The organism is Microbacterium sp. NPDC057659, from assembly GCF_042799915.1.
Lineage (GTDB): Bacteria > Actinomycetota > Actinomycetes > Actinomycetales > Microbacteriaceae > Microbacterium.
Genome location: NZ_JBHVHU010000004.1, coordinates 190,022 through 207,882 on the forward strand (window position 1 = coordinate 190,022; position 17,861 = coordinate 207,882).

The window sequence follows — 17,861 nt, forward strand, 5'->3', positions numbered from 1 at the left end:
GGCTGGTGCGCTAGTGCTTGCCGTCGCCGTCGAAGTCGGGCGCGCGGTCGAAGACCTCGGGGTCGAGGACGAGCGCCGAGGTCTCGGGAGCAGTGACGCCCGCGGCCTTGTTCTGCGCGGCCTCGCGGCGCACCTTGCGGCGCTCGGAGAGGTAGTGCCAGATCGTGACCAGCGCAGTGCCGAGCACGGCGGCGATCAGGATCAGGTCGATGTAGGACTGCACGAACTCGCTGAGCCACGGGATGTAGGCGATGACGTAGCCGAACATCGTCAGGCCGAAGCCCCACAGCACGGCACCGATCAGGTTGTACAGCGAATAGCGCTTCCACGGCATGTGCCCGACGCCGGCGGCGACAGGGGCGAAGGTGCGCACGATCGGCACGAAGCGGGCCAGCACGATCGTGAGCCCCCCGAAGCGTTCGAAGAACGCGTTCGTGCGCTCGACGTTCTTCATGCTGAACAGGCCGGACTCCTTGCGCTCGAAGACCGCCGGTCCGCCCTTGTGGCCGATGTAGTAGCCGACCTCACCGCCGATGAACGCCGCCAGCGCGATGAGCAGCGACACCACCCAGATGTTGATGCCGAAGACGTCGTTGGTGTGCGTGAGCAGACCGGAGATGACCAGGAGGGTGTCGCCGGGCAGCAGGAAGCCGATCAGCAGGCCGGTCTCGGCGAAGATGATGAAACACACGACTGCGAGCGCCCAGGGCCCCGCGCCGCCGATGATCGTGGCGGGGTCGAGCCAGGGGATGAGTCCGGCGTGGTGCAAGGGAGGCTCCCGTCGAATGCTGTGAAAGCGGGCATGCGGGAACGACCGAAGAACGGCACCCCTGCCCGGGATCAAGCATAGGGGCGCGCGGCGTCGCGCAGGCTGTGACTCTGCCTGATGATCCGCGGCCGCTCAGTAGACTGGGGGAGCCGCGCGGGAGTGGTGAAATCGGTAGACACGCAGGATTTAGGTTCCTGTGCCTTCGGGCGTGTGGGTTCAAGTCCCACCTTCCGCACTCGGGGCCGAGACAGGGCCGCAGGTCCGGTCTCGGATCCGAATCCGGAAGTCAGGCACCTCGGATGACGGGGCCCCGCCGGCGTGGAGGCTCCGCGCGACGCGAAGCGGCGGGTGGAGGGCGCCGGAGGGACTCAAGTCCCACCTTCCGCACTGGGGTCCGGGCAACCCTGTGGATAACTTTCGAGGCCTCTTCGCGTTTTCTGCCACGATGCCCTCGTGAGTCATCCCTCCGTCGTCGTCGCCGAGCGCGTGCGGCGCCGTCTGCGCCTGGAGAACACCGACCCGTCCACCGCGCCGGATGAGGCCCGGCGGATCGCGCAGGCCGAGGTGCGGCGGCACAACGACATGGCGCTGGCCCGCGGCGAGCTGTTCATCGACGACGAGCCGGCGCTGGTGCGCGACGTCCTGGCATCCGTGTCCGGCTTCGGGGCGCTGCAGCCGCTGCTCGACGATCCCACGGTCGAGGAGATCGTGATCAATTCGCCGGAGCGGATCTTCGTGATCCGCGACGGCGAGAAGATCAGGCTCGACTTGCGGCTCACCGACGCGATCGTGCGCGATCTCGTCGAGCGGATGCTGCACTCCACAGGCCGCCGGGTCGACATCAGCATGCCGTTCGTCGATGCCTCCCTGCCCGACGGCTCGCGCCTGCACGTCGCGATCGCGGACGTGGTGCGCGGCTCATGGGCCGTGAACATCCGCAAGTTCCTGCCGCAGCACCGCACACTCGACTCGCTCGTCGCGGCGGGCTCGATGCCGCCGGAGGTCGCACGGATGCTGCGCTCGGCGATCGCCGAGGGACGCAGCGTGATCGTGTCCGGCGCAACCCATGCGGGAAAGACAACGCTGCTGGGCGCGCTGCTGGCCTCCTGCGCGGACGAGCAGCGCATCATCACCGTCGAGGAGACCTTCGAGCTCGCCGTGGAGGGCCCCGATGTCGTGGCGCTGCAGGGGCGTCAGGCCAGCTTGGAGGGCAGCGGCGAGATCACGCTCCGTCGCCTGGTGAAGGAGGCGCTGCGCATGCGGCCGGAGCGGCTCGTCGTCGGGGAGGTGCGCGACGCGGAGGCCCTCGACCTGGTGCTGGCGCTGAACACCGGAGTACCCGCAGCCGGGACGATCCACGCCAACTCCGCTGCCGAGGCGCTCGACAAGCTCTGCCTGCTGCCGCTTCTCGCCGGCCGCAACATCGATCGGTCGTTCATCGCGCCGGCGCTCGCCGCATCCGTGTCCCTCGTCGTGCACGTCGTCCGCGAGGCCGACGGGCGCCGCAGCGTGGCCGAGATCCTGGCGCCCACCGGTGAGGTCTCCGGCGGGCGCATCCTCACGCGTGCGGTCTACCGGGCCGAGGGAATCGTATGACCCTGTTGCTCGGTGCGACGCTCGCCGCCGGACTCGTGCTCGTGGTCTCGCCATGGCTGTGGCCGGCGGGCGTGCGCGACGCGCGTCCGGCGCGCACCGGTGCGCTCACGCGACTGCTCGGCGAGTCCGGCTACGGACGGACCTCGCCTCGCACCCTGATCGCCGTCATGATCGCCGCGGGTCTCGGCGCGGCGGCGATCGCCTGGCTGCTCACGTCGCTCCCAGTGCTTGGCATCCTCGCCGGCCTCGCGGGAGCCTCAGCCCCGGTGCTGTTCCTGCGCGGGCGGCGACTGCGGCTGCGCAGGGCCCGCAGACAGCTGTGGCCGGACGTCTGCGACCTGCTCGTCGCGGCGATCCGCGTCGGTCTGTCCCTGCCCGATGCCGTCGCATCGCTGGCCGAGAGCGCACCGCAGGCGCTGCGTCCGGCGTTCGCCGTCTTCGCCCGCGACCTGCGAGCCACGGGTCGCTTCGAGAGCAGCCTCGACCGGCTGAAGGCGACGCTGGCCGATCCGATCGCCGATCGGATCATCGAGACGCTGCGGATGGCACGCCAGGTGGGCGGCACCGAGCTGACCGGCGTACTGCGCGCGCTGTCCTCGTCGGTGCGCGCGGATGCCGCACTGCGCGGCGAGGTCGAGGCGCGACAGTCCTGGATCCGTGGTGCCGCCGTGCTCGGCACGATCGCGCCCTGGGTGATCCTCGCGCTGCTCGCCATGCGTCCGGAGGGCGCTCGCGCGTACTCCACGCCCGAGGGCGTGCTCGTGATCGTCGTGGGCGCGATCGTGTCCGTCGTCGCGTACCGGATCATGCTGCGGATCGGCCGGCTTCCCGAGCCTGGGAGGTGGTTCGGATGAGCGGTGTGACCGATGCCGCCATCGCGGTCCTGCTCGGCGGGGCGCTCGCCGCGGGTCTGATCGCGATCCTGTTCGCACTTCCGCGTTGGCGTGCGCTGCCGCTGGATCGCCGCATCGCGCCCTACGTGCGCGACGTCGTGCCCGATGAGCGGCTGCCCGCCGGAGTCCTCCCCAGTTCAGGTGTGCTGCCGGTGAGCGGGCGACGGGCGCGGGATCGCGTGCAGGCTGCATTCGAGCGGATGCTGGGCGGCGGCGAGGCACTCCGCCAGCGACTGTCGCAGGCCGGCAGCGACCAGGAACCGGCTCGCTTCCGAGCCCGGCAGCTCGGTTGGGGCCTGACCGGCCTCCTGCTCGGCGCGATCGCTGTGGTCGTGCTGGCGATGTCGGGGCGGCTGAGCGTGCCTGCGGCGCTGCTGCCGATCATCTGCGCGGCCGTCGCCGCGGTGGGCTATGACGCCCAGCTGACCGCGCGCGCGAAGGCCCGCCGTGCACGACTGGCCGATGAGCTGCCGACCATGCTGGAGTTCCTCGCCCTCTGCCTGTCGGCGGGGGAGTCGCTGCCCGATGCGCTGAAGCGTGTGTCGTCGATCGGCACCGGCGAGCTCACCGAGGAGCTGCGGAGGGTCGTGCTCGCCGTGAACACCGGGTCGCCGCTCGCGGACGCGCTGACCGAGATGGCGGCTCGACTGCAGCTGCCGGCGCTGAGCAGAGCAGTCGATCAGCTGGTCGCGGCACTGGAGCACGGAGCACCGCTGGCCGGGGTGCTGCAGGCGCAGGCCGGCGACGCCCGCGAAGAGGCGAAACGCGTGCTCATCGAGCAGGCAGGGCGCAAGGAGATCCTCATGCTCCTGCCGCTGGTCTTCCTGATCCTGCCGCTGAGCGTTCTGTTCGCGATCTACCCCGGGATGTTCATACTGCGGCTCGGCCTCGGCTGAGCCCCGATCGGAGGAAACACATGAAGACCATCAGACGCTGGTTCCGCGACGCGCGGGAGCTTGCCGCCGATGAGCGCGGGGACGTCCCGGGTTGGGTGCTGGTCACGCTCATGACGGCTGGACTTGTGGTCCTGATCTGGGCTGTCGCCGGCCCGGCGCTGACCGATCTGTTCAAGCAGGCGATGTCCAGCGTCTCGGGCATCGGCTGACCGCGACGTGTCGAGACGGGAGCGGGTTCTGAGCGATGACAGCGGGTCCAGCCCCGTCGAGTTCGTCCTCGTCGGCGCTCTGCTCACCGCCCTCACGCTCGCTGTCCTGCAACTGGGGTTCGCCGTGTATGTGCGCAACGTGGTGCACGACGCAGCCGTCGAGGGAGCGCACTACGCGGCTCTCGCCGACACGACCCTCGCGGAGGGCGCGAAGCGCACCGAGCAGGTGATCACGCGGGCAGTCGGCACCGGATTCGCCGAAGACATCGCTGTCGGCGAGAGCGCCCGCCTGGGTCACCCGACCGTCGTGGTGCGGGTGCGTGCGACCCTGCCCGTGATCGGCCTGATCGGCGTCCCATACGCGATGGAGGTGGAAGCGCATGCGCCGGTGGAGACTCTGGGCGACGGATGACGAGGGCTCGGCGGCGCTGGAGTTCATCACCGCCGGCGTCCTGCTGCTCGTCCCGCTGGTCTACCTGGTGATCGCGCTCGGTTCCGTGCAGGAGCAGACCCTGGGCGCCGAGGCCGCCGCGCGGCACACCGCGCGGGCCATCAGCCAGGCGTCCGATTCCGCGTCGGCGACGGCACGCGCCGATGCCGTGCTCGCCAGCGTGCGCGAGGAGTACGGCATGGGCGACGTCGACGTAGCCCTGAGATGCGTGCCCGCCGGAGGCACCTGCCCCCGGGCCGGAGCGACCGTGGTCGTGACGGTCTCCACCCGCATGGTGCTGCCGTTCATGCCGCCGATCGCCGGGCTCGACGAGATCACGGCGATCCCGATCGAGGCCTCCGCCGCCCAGAAGACCTCCCGACTGTGGGGCTCGGAATGACCAGGGCGACCCGCATCCGCCGAGCCCTCGCCGACGACGAGGACGGCAGCATCCTGCCGCTCATCCTCGGCTACGTGGTGCTCGCGATCGCCGTGATCTTCGTGTGCGTGTGCGCCACCGACATGTACATCGCGCAGAAACGGCTCGACGCACTCGCCGACGCGGCGGCCCTCGCCGGGTCGGACGGCTTCAGCCTGACAGCCGAAGACGGCGGGGTGCGCGCCGAGCTCACCGACGAGCTGATCCGTGAACAGGCCGAGGCGATCGTCTCGGCGACCGCACCCGAGGCCGCACTCGTCTCGGCCACGAGCCCGGACGGTGTCTCGGCCCGCGTGACGGTCGCCGCGGCGTGGCATCCGCCGCTGTTCTCGCCGTTCGTCCCCGACGGCGTGCCGCTGCGCGCCACGGCGACCAGCCGCACGGCGCTGGAATGACCTACTCCGCGGGTCGCGGAGTGAAGCGCGGGATCCAGCGGATGAAGCCGACCGCGCCGAGCAGACCGACCACTCCCATCGCCGCCGCCGCGAACGGCAGCGCGAACAGGGCGGTGATCGCCGACACCAGCAAGGGCGCGATCGCGCCGCCGGCATCCGTCAGCGTGCGCCACGAGCCGAGGTAGGCCGCGGGATCCCGCTGCGGCGCGGTGTCCGCGCCCAGCGTCAGCAGGATGCCGCTGGAGAGTCCGTTGCCCACGCCGAGCACGGCCGCGAGCATGCCGAACCACAGCGTCGCGGCGTCGCCGTCGTGCGTGAGCGAGAGCACGAGGAAGCCGCAGCCCATCAGGATCATCGCCGGCATGGCCGCCCAGAGGCGTCCGAACCGGTCCATCACCTGTCCGCTGGCGTAGAAGAGCGCGAAGTCGATCGCGCCGGATACACCCACGACCAGCGCGATCGTCTGCGCGTCCAGGCCGAGGGAGACGCCCCACAGCGGCAGCACCACCTGGCGGGCGGAGCGCACGGCCGAGAGCGCGGCGGCCGCCAGACCGAGCCGGCCCAGCACACCGCGGTTCTGCCACATCGTGCGGAACACGCCGCCCGGTGCGGTCGGGATGCCGCCCGTGACCGCCTCGCCGGTGTCCTCCCGCATGCGCGAGTCGACCACGGGGAGCGGGGCGAACTCCTTCTCCGGATCCGGTCCGAAGGTGACAAGCACCACCATGGCCACGAGGCAGATCAGGAAGAACCAGATCGCCGCGTACTCGGTGCGGAACAGTCCCAGCAGCCCGGCGGCGACGAACGGGCCGATGAACACGCCGAGCCGGTAGCTGCCGCCCAGCAGCGACAGCGCCCTGGCACGGAACTCCAGCGGCACCCGCGTGGTCATGAACGCGTGCCGCGCCAGGCCGAAGGCCGCGGCGCAGAAACCGAGGAGGAACACCGATGCGGTGAATCCCCACAGCACGGGGGAGAGCAGCATCCCCGCCGCGGCACCCATCGACACGATGCCCGCGATCACCATCGTCCAGCGCTCGCCGAACTTCGCCACCGCCCACCCCGCAGGCAGGTTTCCGCACAGCTGGCCTACGACCAGCGCGGAGGCGACCAGAGCGGCGAACGCGACGTCGGCACCGAGCCGGGAGGCGACGATCGGGATCAGCGGGATCACGGCGCCCTCGCCGAGTGAGAACAGCAGCGTCGGTGCATACACCATCGGCCCGAACTGTCTCAGGACCGTGGATGCGCTGCTCACGCCTTCCACGCTACTGCCGCCGGACGACTCGGTCGCACCGCGCGTCAGCAGCGCTCGAGCAGATAGCCCTTCTCGTCGGGCCCGACGAGAAGACGGTCGCGCAGGACAGCGCGGTCCGGGAGCACCTCAGCGGCGCAGGCGGCATCGAAGTCGTCGAGCGTGTCCGGGTACTCGATGTCGATCAGGTTCTCGCCGTACACGTCGGTGTAGGCCGCGCACTCCTCGAACGCCGCGCACTCCTCCGCGACGGCGAAGTCGAACCCGGCTTCGTCGTGCATCCGCGCCGAGTACTCGGCGGCGTTCTTCTGGCCGATCAGCAGCCCGGACTCGTGCGCGATCTCCGCGAGACCAGCGGCCGTCTGCACGGCGGCATCGACGTCGAATGCGCCGCCCGAGCGCGTGAAGCTGTCGAGGTTGTCCAGCTCCACGGCGTCGAAGCCCGCATCGCCGCAGTCCTCGATCCAGCCGCCGACGCGCTCCACGACCAGGCGGCGCACCCCCGCTTCGCCGAGATCGAGCAGGGCCTCGTCCGGCCAGTCGGGGTCGTAGACGATCTCGCCGCCCGAGCGCAGCAGCGCGTCGGCCGGCCAGTCGCCGAGTTCGCCGGGCTGTGTCTGGAACGCGTTGACGTAACAGATCGAGAACACACCGGATGCCGGCTGCGCAAGCCTGTCCCTGGCGACGATCGCGGTGCCGTTCGGAGGTGCGTACGGCGTGCCGAGCTGATAGTCGACGCCGCCGGCGGGCAGCAGACCCGTCGAGACGGAGGAGGTGCACCCGGACAATGCGAGCGCGCCCGCCAGCAGTGCGGCACAGCAGAATCGGCCGCGGACCGTGGAGGAGAGCACAGTTCAGGCTACCCGCGCCGATCGGCACCGGACCCGTGCGGCGGTAGGCTGGTGGGACCATGCTCGAACTCGATCTCTCCGCCGACATCCAGGCCCTGCGACTCACCTTCGGCGACATCCGCGAGGTCGTCGACGTCTCCCGACTGCGCGACGAGATCGCGCGACTCAGCGAGGAGGCCGGTGCGCCCGACCTCTGGGACGACACCGAGCGCGCCCAGAAGGTGACCAGCGCCCTCAGCCACCGTCAGTCCGAACTCGCCCGCATCGAGGGCATCGCCCGGCGCCTGGACGACCTCGAGGTGCTCGTCGACCTCGCGAACGAGATGGGCGACGAGGACTCCGCGCAGGAGGCCCGCGCCGAGCTCGCGACCCTGACCGAGACCATCAACCAGCTCGAGGTGCAGACGCTGCTCGACGGCGAGTACGACGAGCGCGCCGCGATCGTGACCATCCGCTCCGGCGCCGGCGGCGACGACGCCACCGACTTCGCCGAGATGCTCATGCGCATGTACCTGCGCTGGGCCGAGCGCCACAAGTACCCCGTCAAGGTCATGGACACGTCCTACGCCGAGGGGGCCGGAATCAAGTCCGCCACCTTCGAGATCGACGCTCCGTACGCCTTCGGCACCGTCTCGGTCGAGGCAGGCACGCACCGCCTCGCCCGCATCAGCCCGTTCGGCTCCGCCGACAAGCGCCAGACGTCCTTCGCCGCGGTCGAGGTCATCCCGCTCATGGAGGAGGCCACCGAGGTCGACATCCCCGAGGGTGACATCCGCGTGGACGTGTTCCGCTCCTCCGGCCCGGGCGGCCAGTCGGTCAACACGACCGACTCCGCCGTGCGCATCACGCACCTTCCGACCGGCATCGTCGTCTCGATGCAGAACGAGAAGTCGCAGATCCAGAACCGCGCGGCCGCCATGCGCGTGCTGCAGACCCGCCTTCTGCTGCTGCAGAAGGAGGAGGAGGCCGCGAAGAAGAAGGAGCTCGCCGGAAACATCACCGCGAGCTGGGGCGACCAGATGCGCTCCTACTTCCTCTACGGCCAGCAGCTGGTCAAGGATCTGCGCACCGGCTACGAGTCGGGCAACCCGGCGAACGTCTTCGACGGCGACCTCGACGGCTTCATCTCGGCCGGCATCCGGTGGCGCAAGCGCCGCGACGAGGACGACTGATCCGCGTCAGCGCGCCGCGCCCTCCAGGGTGCCGGTGACGACGTCGCCGTCGGTGTCGTAGACAACGCACTGCACGGCGCGATCGTCGTCCTGGTTCCAGGTGTCCTCATTGGGCCAGATCCCGTAGTACTCCAGTTCGGAGTCCTCGAAGGGTGTGCCGACGAAGTCGGTGAACGCCTCACGGCAGGTCTCCGTGGCCTCGAGCTCGGTGGCCTTGTCGCCGGGGTAGACGTCCTGCGACATCTCGTACTGGTGGAACACCTCGTCCGAGTGCGGCTCCGAGCACGGCACGACGACGATCTCGCCGCTGTCGTCGGTGTACGGCTGGTCGCTCGGCATGCAGTCGCCGACCTCGAGCTCCCACCAGTCGATGACCTCCGATCCCGGCGGCGTCGCGCCGGAGGACGACGCGGGGGCCGGGCTGGTGTCGCCCTGCAGCTCCTTGATGCCGCTGATCATCGCGGTGGACACGAGCATGGTCACCACCGCCAGCGCTCCGACCGAGGACACGATGATGCCGGTGACGCCCGGCCAACGGGCGCCAGGACGCACCAGCGCGATGATCGACAGCACGATCCCGGCCAGAAGCACGAGCAGGCCGATGACGAAGATCGGCGGGATGCAGGAGAGCACCGCTCCGGCGAGGGACACCGCGAGTGCGACCCAGCCGAGCGCCGACGCACGGCGTGCGGCCGGCGCCGCGACCGGCGCACCGGCGAGGTACCCGGATGCTGCAGCGTGCGGCCCGCCCGGATACCCGGGGGCGACCAGGGGCGAATGCGCCTGGTGAAACTGCTCGACCTGCGGTGCGGGCGCGACGTAGGGCGGCTCGAAGACGGGGACGGGGGCGGCCTCGACCGTGGCGAAATGCTCGGTCCACTGTGTTCCGTCCCACCAGCGGCGGCGACCGGAACCGTCGTCGTACCAGCCTGCGGGGATGCTCATGGCTCATCTTCCCACGCTTCACGAAGCCACTGAGAAACGAGGAAGGGCCCGGCGATGCCGGGCCCTTCCTGACGGGTGTCGCGTGGTGCGCGACTCAGCGCAGCGCGCAGGTCGGAGCCGCGTCCATGAGCTCCTTGCTGAAAGCGGAGAGCGCCGCCGAGTCGGTCAGCGCCGGCTCGCCGGAAGCGATCACCTGCAGCACGTCGTCGGGGATGTCCGAGGCGACGAACTCCTCTCCGAAGCACTGCAGCTGCGAGTCGGTGAAGGTGTCGGTGGTACCGGTCTCGGCCAAGATCGTCTCGATGCCGCCGGTGACCTCCTCCGCCGTCGGACGGCCATCGCTCGACGACGAGCCGGTGCTGTCGTCGGTGTCCTCGGTCTGCGTGTCCGAGGTGCTGCTCGAGGAGCCCTCGTAGTCGTTGACGTTGTTCGCCCAGTAGACGATGCCCACGATCATCAGGATCGACACGACCAGGCCGATGACGGATGCCACCAGGCCGACGATGCCGGGCCACTTCGCGCCCTTCAGGAACAGCGCGATGATCGACAGCACGAGACCGACGAACGGCAGGACCACACCCACGAACGGGATCCAGCACATCAGAAGACCCAGCAGCGCGACGCCGAAGGCGATCCACGACAGCACCGAGACCTTCTTCTTCTCGGGGCCGCCGGGAACGCCGCCCACGGGGTAGGCGCTCGGCGTGTACGCACCGGTGTACGCGGCGTCCGGTGCCTGGCCGGTGAGCGGGTAGCCCTGAGCCGTGACGGCGGGGCCCTGCGGGCCGGCCGCCTCAGGAAGCCCGGCCGCGGCGAGTTCCGCGGAGAGCCCCTCGGTCAGGTTGTCCGCCGACCGGGGCGCGCCGCCCTCGAACTGCTCGGTCGCGAACTGATCGGTCCACTGTGCTCCGTCCCACCAGCGCTGCCGGCCGGAGCCGTCGTCGTACCAACCTGCGGGAATGCTCATGATGCTCCTCGTCGCGCCGATGATTCCGGCGCCGATCCTCCGTGATGGGCGTGATCGCCCCCGTGTACGTGTATATCAGTCGCGCGGACCGCGAGCCATGGGCAGTGCTGCCCATCGGCGCGGCGGTCGGCTCGCGGGGGAGTGTCGCTCAGGGTCTGCGCCCGTGGCCCGCTTAGGCTCGAAAGGCCATGATCCGATTCGAGAACGTCACCAAACGGTACCGCGGCACCAAGCGTCCCGCCCTGGACGAGGTCGACTTCGAGGTGGAGCGGGGCGAGTTCGTCTTCCTCGTGGGAGCCTCGGGGTCGGGGAAGTCCACCTGCCTCCGCCTCATCCTGCGCGAGGACGTGCCCACCACCGGCCGTGTCGCCGTGCTGGGCCGCGACCTGCGCTCGCTCGCCAACCGCAAGGTGCCGTACTTCCGGCGCAACATCGGTTCGGTGTTCCAGGACTTCCGCCTGCTGCCTTCGAAGACCGTCTACCAGAACGTCGCCTTCTCGCTGCAGGTGATCGGCTCCTCTCGCGGGTTCATCCAGCAGGCCGTGCCCGAGGCGCTCGCGCTCGTCGGTCTGGAGGGCAAGGAGAAGCGGATGCCGCACGAGCTCTCCGGCGGCGAGCAGCAGCGCGTCGCGATCGCCCGAGCCCTGGTGAACCGGCCGCAGATCCTGCTCGCCGACGAGCCGACCGGAAACCTCGACCCCGCGACGTCGGTGGGCATCATGCAGCTGCTCGCGCGAGTCAATGCGGGCGGCACCACCGTGCTCATGGCCACGCACGAGGCGGGCTTCGTCGACCAGATGCAGCGCCGCGTCATCGAGCTGCAGGACGGCGTGATGGTGCGCGACGAGCGCAGCGGCGGCTATGGCGACACCTCGAACATCCCGATGCTCACCCCTGAGGCGCTGCGCGGAGTCGCTGCGGCGGCCGCGCTCACCAAGGTGCAGGAGGTGCAGCGGCAGACCGAGGCGGTGCCGGTGATCGTGCCGGATGCAGCCGATGCCGAGCCCGTTCCGCTCCCGCCGCAGGTGGCCGAGCCCGAGCCGCCGGCCGCTGATGAACCACCCGCGGCTGAACCACAGGCGCACGCGATCCCCCTCCCCGAGGTCGACGTCGACGTCGCCGAGCTCGGCGTCGCGGACCGGCTCGGACTCGGTGACGGCACCGACGAGGAAGTGGGACCCACCTCGTGAACTTCGGACTCATTCTCAAGGAGGCCCTCGGCGGCCTCCGCCGCAACCTCTCGATGGTGATCTCGGTCATCCTGGTCACCTTCGTGTCGCTGACCTTCGTCGGCGCCGCCATGCTCATGCAGACGCAGATCAGCACGATGAAGGCGTTCTGGGGCGAACGGGCCGAGGTCACGGTCTACCTGTGCTCGCCGCTGTCGACCAGCAAGGGCTGCGCCGACGGCGTCGCCACCCAGGACCAGGTCGACGCAGTCAAGGCGCAGCTCGAGGGCGACGCGCTCAAGCCGCTCATCAGCGAGCTGCGCTTCGAGACGAAGGAAGAGGCGTTCAAGGACTTCGTCGACCAGTTCGGCAAGGAGCAGGCCGACGTCTACGGCGTCGATGCGATGTCCGAGTCGTTCCGCGTGACCCTCAAGGACCCTTCGAAGTCCGATGTGATCACCGAGGCGGTCGGCGGCATGGCGGGCGTCGACGAGGTCAATGATCAGCGCAAGCTGCTCGATCCGCTGTTCTCCGCGCTCACCGTCGCCACCTACATCGCGGTCGGCATCGCCGTGCTGATGCTGATCGCCGCGGTGCTGCTGATCGCCACCACCATCCGCCTCTCGGCCTATGCGCGGCGCAAGGAGATCGGCATCATGCGCCTGGTCGGCGCGTCGAACAGGGCGATCCAGACGCCGTTCGTGCTGGAGGGCGTGTTCTCGGCGTTCATCGGCTCGGTGCTGGCCGGCATCGCCGTGCTCGCCGGAGTGAAGTTCGGCGTCGAGGGGTATCTCGCGGAGCGCGTCCCGTTCATGCGTCCTCTGGTGGGCATGCAGGATGCCGTGTTCGTGGTGCCCGTGCTGATCGGCATCGGCGTGCTGCTGGCGGCACTGTCCGCAGGTTTCGCGATCCGGCGCTGGCTGCGCACCTGACCCTGTAGGCTTGAGGGCTGTCTGTCGTCAGGAGAAGAACATGCCCAGGGAACGCGGTGAGAAGGTCATCGCGACCAACCGTCGCGCGCGCCACGACTACAACATCGAGAAGTCGTATGAGGCGGGCCTCGTGCTCACCGGCACCGAGGTGAAGTCGCTGCGCCAGGGGCGCGCGAACCTCAGTGACGGCTACGCGTTCATCAAGGGCGGCGAGGCCTACCTCGACGCCGTGCACATCCCGGAGTACTCCCAGGGCCACTGGACGAACCACGCATCCAAGCGCATCCGCAAGCTGCTGCTGCACCGCGAGGAGATCGCCAGGCTCGAGCACGCGGTGTCGGCGGGCGGCTACACGCTCATCCCGCTGCGGCTGTACTTCTCGGACGGCCGGGCCAAGGTCGAGATCGCGCTGGCGAAGGGCAAGCGCGAGTTCGACAAGCGTCAGACCCTGCGCGAGCGTCAGGACAACCGCGAGGCCGAGCGCGCGATGCGCATGCGCAACCGGATGGGCGAGTAGGCGCCGGATCAGGCGTCGCGCAGTTCGCGCTTGAGGATCTTCCCGCTCTGGTTCCGCGGCAGCTCGTCGATGAACCGTACGGCCTTGGGCACCTTGAAGGAGGACAGCCGGTCCCTCACGTGCGCGATGAGCTCGGCTTCGGTGACCGACGTCTCCGGCCTGCGCACCACGTACGCCACGATCGCCTCGATCCAGCGCTCGTCCGACACGCCGATGACCGCCACCTCGGCGACATCCGGATGCGTGTACACGGCATCCTCCACCTCGCGGGACGCCACCATGATCCCGCCCGTGTTGATCGCATCCTTGATGCGGTCGACGACGGTCAGATATCCGGCCTCGTCGCGCGTGACGAGGTCGCCGGAGTGGAACCATCCGTCGCGGAACGCCTCGGCGGTCTCCTCCGGCTTGTCCCAGTAGCCCTGCGCCAGCTGCGGTGAGCGGTACAGCACTTCACCGGGCTCGCCGACGGCCGCCTCCGCGCCGCTCTCGTCGACCACACGGGTCTCCACGAACAGGATGGGTCGTCCCGCGGATGCGGGCCGCTCCGCATGCTCCTCGGGGCGCAGCACGGTCGCCAGTGGACCGATCTCCGATTGGCCGAAGCAGTTGTAGAAGCCCAGGGCGGGATAGCGCTCGCGCAGTCGGTTCAGCACGGTGACGGGCATGATCGATGCGCCGTACTGCGCCTTGGTGAGTGAAGAGAGGTCGGCGTGATCGAGGTCGGGGTGGCCTGCCAGGGGCACCCAGACCGTCGGAGCGAGGAACAGCGAACCGATGCGCTCCTCCGCGACGGTGCGCAGGATGCGCGGGATGTCCGGTGCGGGCAGCAGCCGCACGGTGGCGCCGATGGCGAGGTAGGGGAGCATGAACACGTGCATTGCCGCCGAGTGGTACAGGGGCATGCAGATCAGCGGAGCGTCATCCGCCCTCAGATCGAGGGCGACGATCACGGACGAGTACTCGGCCACGAGAGCCGCGTGAGTGAGCATCGCGCCCTTGGGCTGTGAGGTCGTGCCCGATGTGTACAGCAGCTGCACGAGGCGTTCGGCGTCGATGTCCGACGGCAGTTCAGGAACCGCGCCGGAGGTCGCCCTCGCCAGCAGCGAGTCGTCCGTGTCACGCAGCGATGCCACGCGCTCCACCACCGTGTCCGAGCGCACCGCGTCGAAGTGCGTCCGCAGCTGCGGATCGACCAGCGCCGCCCGTGCGCCCGACTGCGCGATCACGTAGGCGAGTTCCGCGCCGTGCAGCGCATAGTTGACAGGCACGTGCACGAGGCCGGCCCTGGCGATCGCGAGGAACGCGATGACGTAGGCGTCGGAGTTCGTCCCGTAGGTGACCACCCGCTCGCCGGCGGAGAGGCCCCATTCGCGCAGTTCGGCGGCAGCGCGGCTCACCGCGTCATCGAGCTCCCGGTAGGTCCAGTCGCGGTCCTCGAACCGGAGGGCGAGCGCGTGCGGCTCACGCGAACTGCTGCGCCGGAGCACCGCGTCGACGGTGTTGCTGCGCCAGGGTTGGAATGCGGACGTCGTCGTCATGACGCTCACGCTATCCCAGCCGTCGTCACGCCGGTGTGAAGCCGAAGGTCCTGCCCAGGAAGGCCAACTCGGCCTCGAACGCGGCGATGATGTTCTCGGCACGCCGGAAGCCGTGTCCCTCTCCGGAGAACAGCACGTACTCGTGCGGGATGCCGCGTGCGGCAAGGGCGTCGCGGATCGCCTCGGACTGGTTCGGTGGCACGACCCTGTCGTCCGCGCCCTGCAGGAGCAGCACCGGTACGTCGATGCGATCGGCGTGGGTGAGCGGCGATCTCTCGATGTAGGTCTGCTCCGCCTCGGGCAGCGGTCCGACCAGCCCCGTCAGGTAGTGCTTCTCGAAGTCGTGGGTGTCCGACGCCAGCATTCGCAGATCGGCGACGCCGTACCGGCTGATCCCGGCGCTGAATGCGCCGCCCCGCACGAGCGCGCAGAGAACCGTCCAGCCGCCCGCCGAGCCGCCGCGGATGGCGATGCGGTCCGGGTCGGCCGCGCCGGATGCCACGAGGCCGCGCGCTGCCGCGATCACATCGTCCACGTCGGCCACGCCCCACTGCCCGTCCAGGCGCTCCCGATAGGCGCGGCCGTACCCGGTGGAGCCGCCGTAGTTCACGTCGAGGACGCCGATGCCGCGGCTGGTCCAGTATGTGTAGGCGGTGGATGCCGCCCCGCCGACGTGGGCGGTCGGCCCGCCGTGCACCATGACGATGTACGGCGGAAGCTCGCCGTCGGCGGCCACGGCATCCGGGTGCGTCGGCGGATAGTCGAACGCGTGCACGGGTCCGTGCGGCCCGTCGAAGGTCACCGGTCGCGGCGCCGCCACCCAGTTCCGGTCGACCGGGGCGCCGCCGCGAACCGCGAACGCCTGGCCGGTGACGGTGTCCAGCACCCACAGCCCGCGATCGACGGTCGCTCCGGTGCCGGACACCAGGATGCGTCCGCCGGAGGCATCGTCGATGCTGGCCTCGGCCGTCACCGGCAGCGACAGGTGCGTGCTTGTTCCGTCGCGCTCGATCAGGACGAGCTCGTCCGCCCCGTTCGTGCGCACTGCCGCGATCCGGCTGTCGCCCAGAGGGCGGTACCACCGGTTGCCGAGCACCCACAGACCGCCGCCCGTGTCGGCGTCGATCGGGTACGCGGTCCGCGAGGCGACGTGCAGGCCGTCCAGCTCGACGCGTTCGAGGTTCCAGCGCCCCTTCGGGTCGTCCAGGAACAGCAGCTCGGTGTCCGTCACCCACTCCGGCTGCAGTGCGGCGCCGGTGCCGATGGTGGCGAGTTCATCGGTGCCGATGGCCGCGAGGTGCAGGAGACACTGCTCCCATGGCATCCGCTCCGTGCTCCACTGCACCCAGGCGATGCGGGTGCCGTCGGGGGAGAGCGCGGGATGCGCGACGAAACCGCTCGTCGACACGAAGACGCGCGCGGCGTCATCGTTGTCGGCGGCGGAGCCGTCGGTGGGGATCTCCACGATCGCCCGGACGTGCCGTTCGGGGCGCAGGTCCTCGCGCACCGCGAGCAGGCGCCCGTGCTGCACCGACAGACCGCCGTACTGGGGGCCGGCCTCGGTGATCGGCTGGGGCGATCCGCCCCGCGGCATCCGGTACACACGCTGGTCGCCGCCTTCGACGAAGTACAGGGTGCCGGCGGCGTCTGTCGTCCACGCTCCGCCTCCGTACTCGTGCACGCGAGAGCGCGCGTTCCAGGGTGACGGCAGGATCTCGGCGCCGGTCGAGCTGCGCACCGCGATGCGGCCGCCCTCGGCGGGCACCGACTCGCCCCACCAGATCTCATCACCGACGAATCGTGCGCCGTCGATCCGCGGCGTCGCGGCCGCCATGCTCGCGGCGTCGAAAGGGGAGTGCCAGGTGCCGTATGCGGATGCCATGTCTCGAGGGTACGGCTCTGCGACATACGGAGTCACACGGAACGACGAAGGCACTCCCTGGATCAGGGAGTGCCTTGGTCGTAGGTGCAGTAAGGCGGTCAGACCGCGCGGAGAACGGCGACGATCTTGCCGAGGACGACGGCATCGTCGCCGAGGATCGGCTCGAAGGAGGAGTTGCGCGGCAGCAGCCAGGTGTGGCCGTCGCGCTGCCGGAAGGTCTTCACTGTGGCCTCGCCGTCGAGCATCGCCGCGACGATCTCACCGTTCTCGGCGGTGCTCTGCGAGCGGACCACGACCCAGTCGCCGTCGCAGATGGCGGCGTCGATCATCGACTCCCCCTGCACCTTCAGCATGAACAGCTCGCCCTTGCCGACCAGTTGCCGGGGCAGGGGGAAGATCTCCTCCACCTGCTGCTCGGCGGTGATCGGGACACCGGCGGCGATCTGGCCGACCAGGGGCACCAGTGCTGCGTCGCCCACCGGCGGGACGGCGTCGGCGGGGTTCTCGGTGCTGGCTCCCGGCAGATCGATCAGCACCTCCATGGCACGGGTCTTGCCGGGATCGCGGCGCAGATAGCCGCTGAGCTCGAGCTGGCCGAGCTGGTGGGTGACGCTGGACAGCGACTTCAGCCCCACCGCGTCACCGATCTCGCGCATGCTCGGCGGATACCCGTAAGTGGCGATCGAGGTCTGGATGACCTCCAGGATCGCCATCTGCTTCGCGCTCAGGCTCTTGCGCCGGCGGGTGCGCGGCGCCTCGGATGCGTTGCCTGCGATGTCGCTCATCGGTGCTCCTTCGTGCGCCGGCCCACCGTGCTCCGAGAGCAGCCGATTCGAATGTCGGTGGTCCGTGATGGGGTGTCGTTATCGAAACCGTATCCGAGAAGTCGCCGGAATCGGAAGATCTGTTCGAGCGTGTCGGTGAACGAGGGTCGCGGATTTCGAAGAACGCTTGACAAGTATTCGATATCGAAGATAAGTTCGGAACACAGCTTCGCATCCGC

At 69.7% G+C, this 17,861-nt stretch carries 19 protein-coding genes and 1 tRNA gene; 12 read left to right on the plus strand and 8 right to left on the minus strand.

Annotation, left to right across the window (positions count from 1 at the left end; translation table 11 throughout):
• Positions 1-10 precede the first annotated feature (10 nt).
• The gene (locus ACFVAE_RS17350) at positions 11-769 is read right to left on the minus strand and encodes a DedA family protein (protein WP_378894911.1); all 759 of its coding nucleotides are present in this window, start codon (positions 767-769) and stop codon (positions 11-13) included.
• 153 nt (positions 770-922) lie between these two features.
• Between ACFVAE_RS17350 and ACFVAE_RS17355 the strand changes: the two genes are divergently transcribed.
• The 8 genes from ACFVAE_RS17355 (at position 923) to ACFVAE_RS17390 (ending at position 5,627) form a co-directional block, all read left to right on the plus strand.
• Positions 923-1,004 (plus strand) — tRNA-Leu (locus ACFVAE_RS17355).
• Positions 1,005-1,222: 218 nt separating this feature from the next.
• Entirely contained in the window at positions 1,223-2,365 is a 1,143-nt protein-coding gene (locus ACFVAE_RS17360; protein ID WP_378894914.1) for a CpaF family protein, read from the plus strand.
• Positions 2,362-3,219 (plus strand): type II secretion system F family protein, encoded by an 858-nt coding sequence (locus ACFVAE_RS17365; RefSeq protein WP_378894917.1) that lies wholly within the window; start codon positions 2,362-2,364, stop codon positions 3,217-3,219. The genes ACFVAE_RS17360 and ACFVAE_RS17365 overlap by 4 nt, the downstream gene beginning before the upstream one ends.
• Positions 3,216-4,154, plus strand: a complete 939-nt coding sequence (locus tag ACFVAE_RS17370) for a type II secretion system F family protein (protein WP_378894919.1) — start codon at positions 3,216-3,218, stop codon at positions 4,152-4,154. Before ACFVAE_RS17365 ends, ACFVAE_RS17370 begins: the two co-directional genes overlap by 4 nt.
• A 20-nt stretch (positions 4,155-4,174) precedes the next feature.
• Positions 4,175-4,363 carry a hypothetical protein gene (locus ACFVAE_RS17375; protein ID WP_378894922.1) on the plus strand — a complete coding sequence of 63 codons (189 nt, stop codon included), beginning with the start codon at positions 4,175-4,177 and terminating at the stop codon, positions 4,361-4,363.
• Between the two features lie 7 nt (positions 4,364-4,370).
• Positions 4,371-4,775, plus strand: a complete 405-nt coding sequence (locus ACFVAE_RS17380) for a TadE/TadG family type IV pilus assembly protein (RefSeq protein ID WP_378894925.1) — start codon at positions 4,371-4,373, stop codon at positions 4,773-4,775.
• The gene (locus ACFVAE_RS17385; protein WP_378894928.1) at positions 4,744-5,193 is read left to right on the plus strand and encodes a TadE family protein; all 450 of its coding nucleotides are present in this window, start codon (positions 4,744-4,746) and stop codon (positions 5,191-5,193) included. The genes ACFVAE_RS17380 and ACFVAE_RS17385 overlap by 32 nt, the downstream gene beginning before the upstream one ends.
• The gene (locus ACFVAE_RS17390) at positions 5,190-5,627 is read left to right on the plus strand and encodes a pilus assembly protein TadG-related protein (RefSeq protein WP_378894931.1); all 438 of its coding nucleotides are present in this window, start codon (positions 5,190-5,192) and stop codon (positions 5,625-5,627) included. Before ACFVAE_RS17385 ends, ACFVAE_RS17390 begins: the two co-directional genes overlap by 4 nt.
• Before the next feature lies 1 nt (position 5,628).
• On the opposite strand, the gene ACFVAE_RS17395 is transcribed toward ACFVAE_RS17390, so the two are convergent.
• Both ACFVAE_RS17395 and ACFVAE_RS17400 read right to left on the minus strand, forming a co-directional pair.
• Positions 5,629-6,846, minus strand: coding sequence for an MFS transporter (locus ACFVAE_RS17395; RefSeq protein ID WP_378895050.1), 1,218 nt, complete (start codon positions 6,844-6,846; stop codon positions 5,629-5,631).
• A gap of 83 nt (positions 6,847-6,929) precedes the next feature.
• Complete coding sequence (locus tag ACFVAE_RS17400) at positions 6,930-7,733, minus strand: endo alpha-1,4 polygalactosaminidase (protein ID WP_378894934.1); 804 nt, start codon at positions 7,731-7,733, stop codon at positions 6,930-6,932.
• Positions 7,734-7,792: 59 nt separating this feature from the next.
• Here ACFVAE_RS17400 and prfB point away from each other — a divergent pair, with 59 nt between their 5' ends.
• The gene (gene prfB / locus ACFVAE_RS17405; protein ID WP_378894937.1) at positions 7,793-8,905 is read left to right on the plus strand and encodes a peptide chain release factor 2; all 1,113 of its coding nucleotides are present in this window, start codon (positions 7,793-7,795) and stop codon (positions 8,903-8,905) included.
• 6 nt (positions 8,906-8,911) lie between these two features.
• Here prfB and ACFVAE_RS17410 read toward each other — a convergent pair whose 3' ends face one another.
• Positions 8,912-9,850 carry a septum formation family protein gene (locus ACFVAE_RS17410; RefSeq protein WP_378894940.1) on the minus strand — a complete coding sequence of 313 codons (939 nt, stop codon included), beginning with the start codon at positions 9,848-9,850 and terminating at the stop codon, positions 8,912-8,914.
• A gap of 94 nt (positions 9,851-9,944) precedes the next feature.
• A complete protein-coding gene (locus tag ACFVAE_RS17415) occupies positions 9,945-10,817 on the minus strand; it encodes a DUF2510 domain-containing protein (RefSeq protein ID WP_378894943.1) in 873 nt (290 codons plus the stop codon).
• Between the two features lie 188 nt (positions 10,818-11,005).
• Between ACFVAE_RS17415 and ftsE the strand changes: the two genes are divergently transcribed.
• The 3 genes from ftsE to smpB are packed head-to-tail and all read left to right on the plus strand — an operon-like array spanning position 11,006 to position 13,435.
• Positions 11,006-12,007, plus strand: a complete 1,002-nt coding sequence (gene ftsE, locus ACFVAE_RS17420) for a cell division ATP-binding protein FtsE (protein WP_378894946.1) — start codon at positions 11,006-11,008, stop codon at positions 12,005-12,007.
• On the plus strand, positions 12,004-12,918 hold the full coding sequence (ftsX, locus tag ACFVAE_RS17425; protein WP_378894949.1) for a permease-like cell division protein FtsX: 915 nt from the start codon (positions 12,004-12,006) through the stop codon (positions 12,916-12,918). The genes ftsE and ftsX overlap by 4 nt, the downstream gene beginning before the upstream one ends.
• 40 nt (positions 12,919-12,958) lie before the next feature.
• Positions 12,959-13,435: an SsrA-binding protein SmpB gene (gene smpB, locus ACFVAE_RS17430; protein WP_378894952.1), complete on the plus strand. Its 477-nt coding sequence runs from the start codon at positions 12,959-12,961 to the stop codon at positions 13,433-13,435.
• Between the two features lie 8 nt (positions 13,436-13,443).
• On the opposite strand, the gene ACFVAE_RS17435 is transcribed toward smpB, so the two are convergent.
• The 3 genes from ACFVAE_RS17435 to lexA all read right to left on the minus strand — a co-directional run bounded on the left by ACFVAE_RS17435 (position 13,444) and on the right by lexA (position 17,643).
• Positions 13,444-14,976 (minus strand): fatty acyl-CoA synthetase, encoded by a 1,533-nt coding sequence (locus ACFVAE_RS17435; RefSeq protein WP_378894955.1) that lies wholly within the window; start codon positions 14,974-14,976, stop codon positions 13,444-13,446.
• Between the two features lie 25 nt (positions 14,977-15,001).
• Entirely contained in the window at positions 15,002-16,858 is a 1,857-nt protein-coding gene (locus tag ACFVAE_RS17440; RefSeq protein ID WP_378894958.1) for a prolyl oligopeptidase family serine peptidase, read from the minus strand.
• Between the two features lie 98 nt (positions 16,859-16,956).
• Positions 16,957-17,643 (minus strand): transcriptional repressor LexA, encoded by a 687-nt coding sequence (gene lexA / locus ACFVAE_RS17445; protein ID WP_378894960.1) that lies wholly within the window; start codon positions 17,641-17,643, stop codon positions 16,957-16,959.
• Between the last annotated feature and the right edge of the window lie 218 nt (positions 17,644-17,861).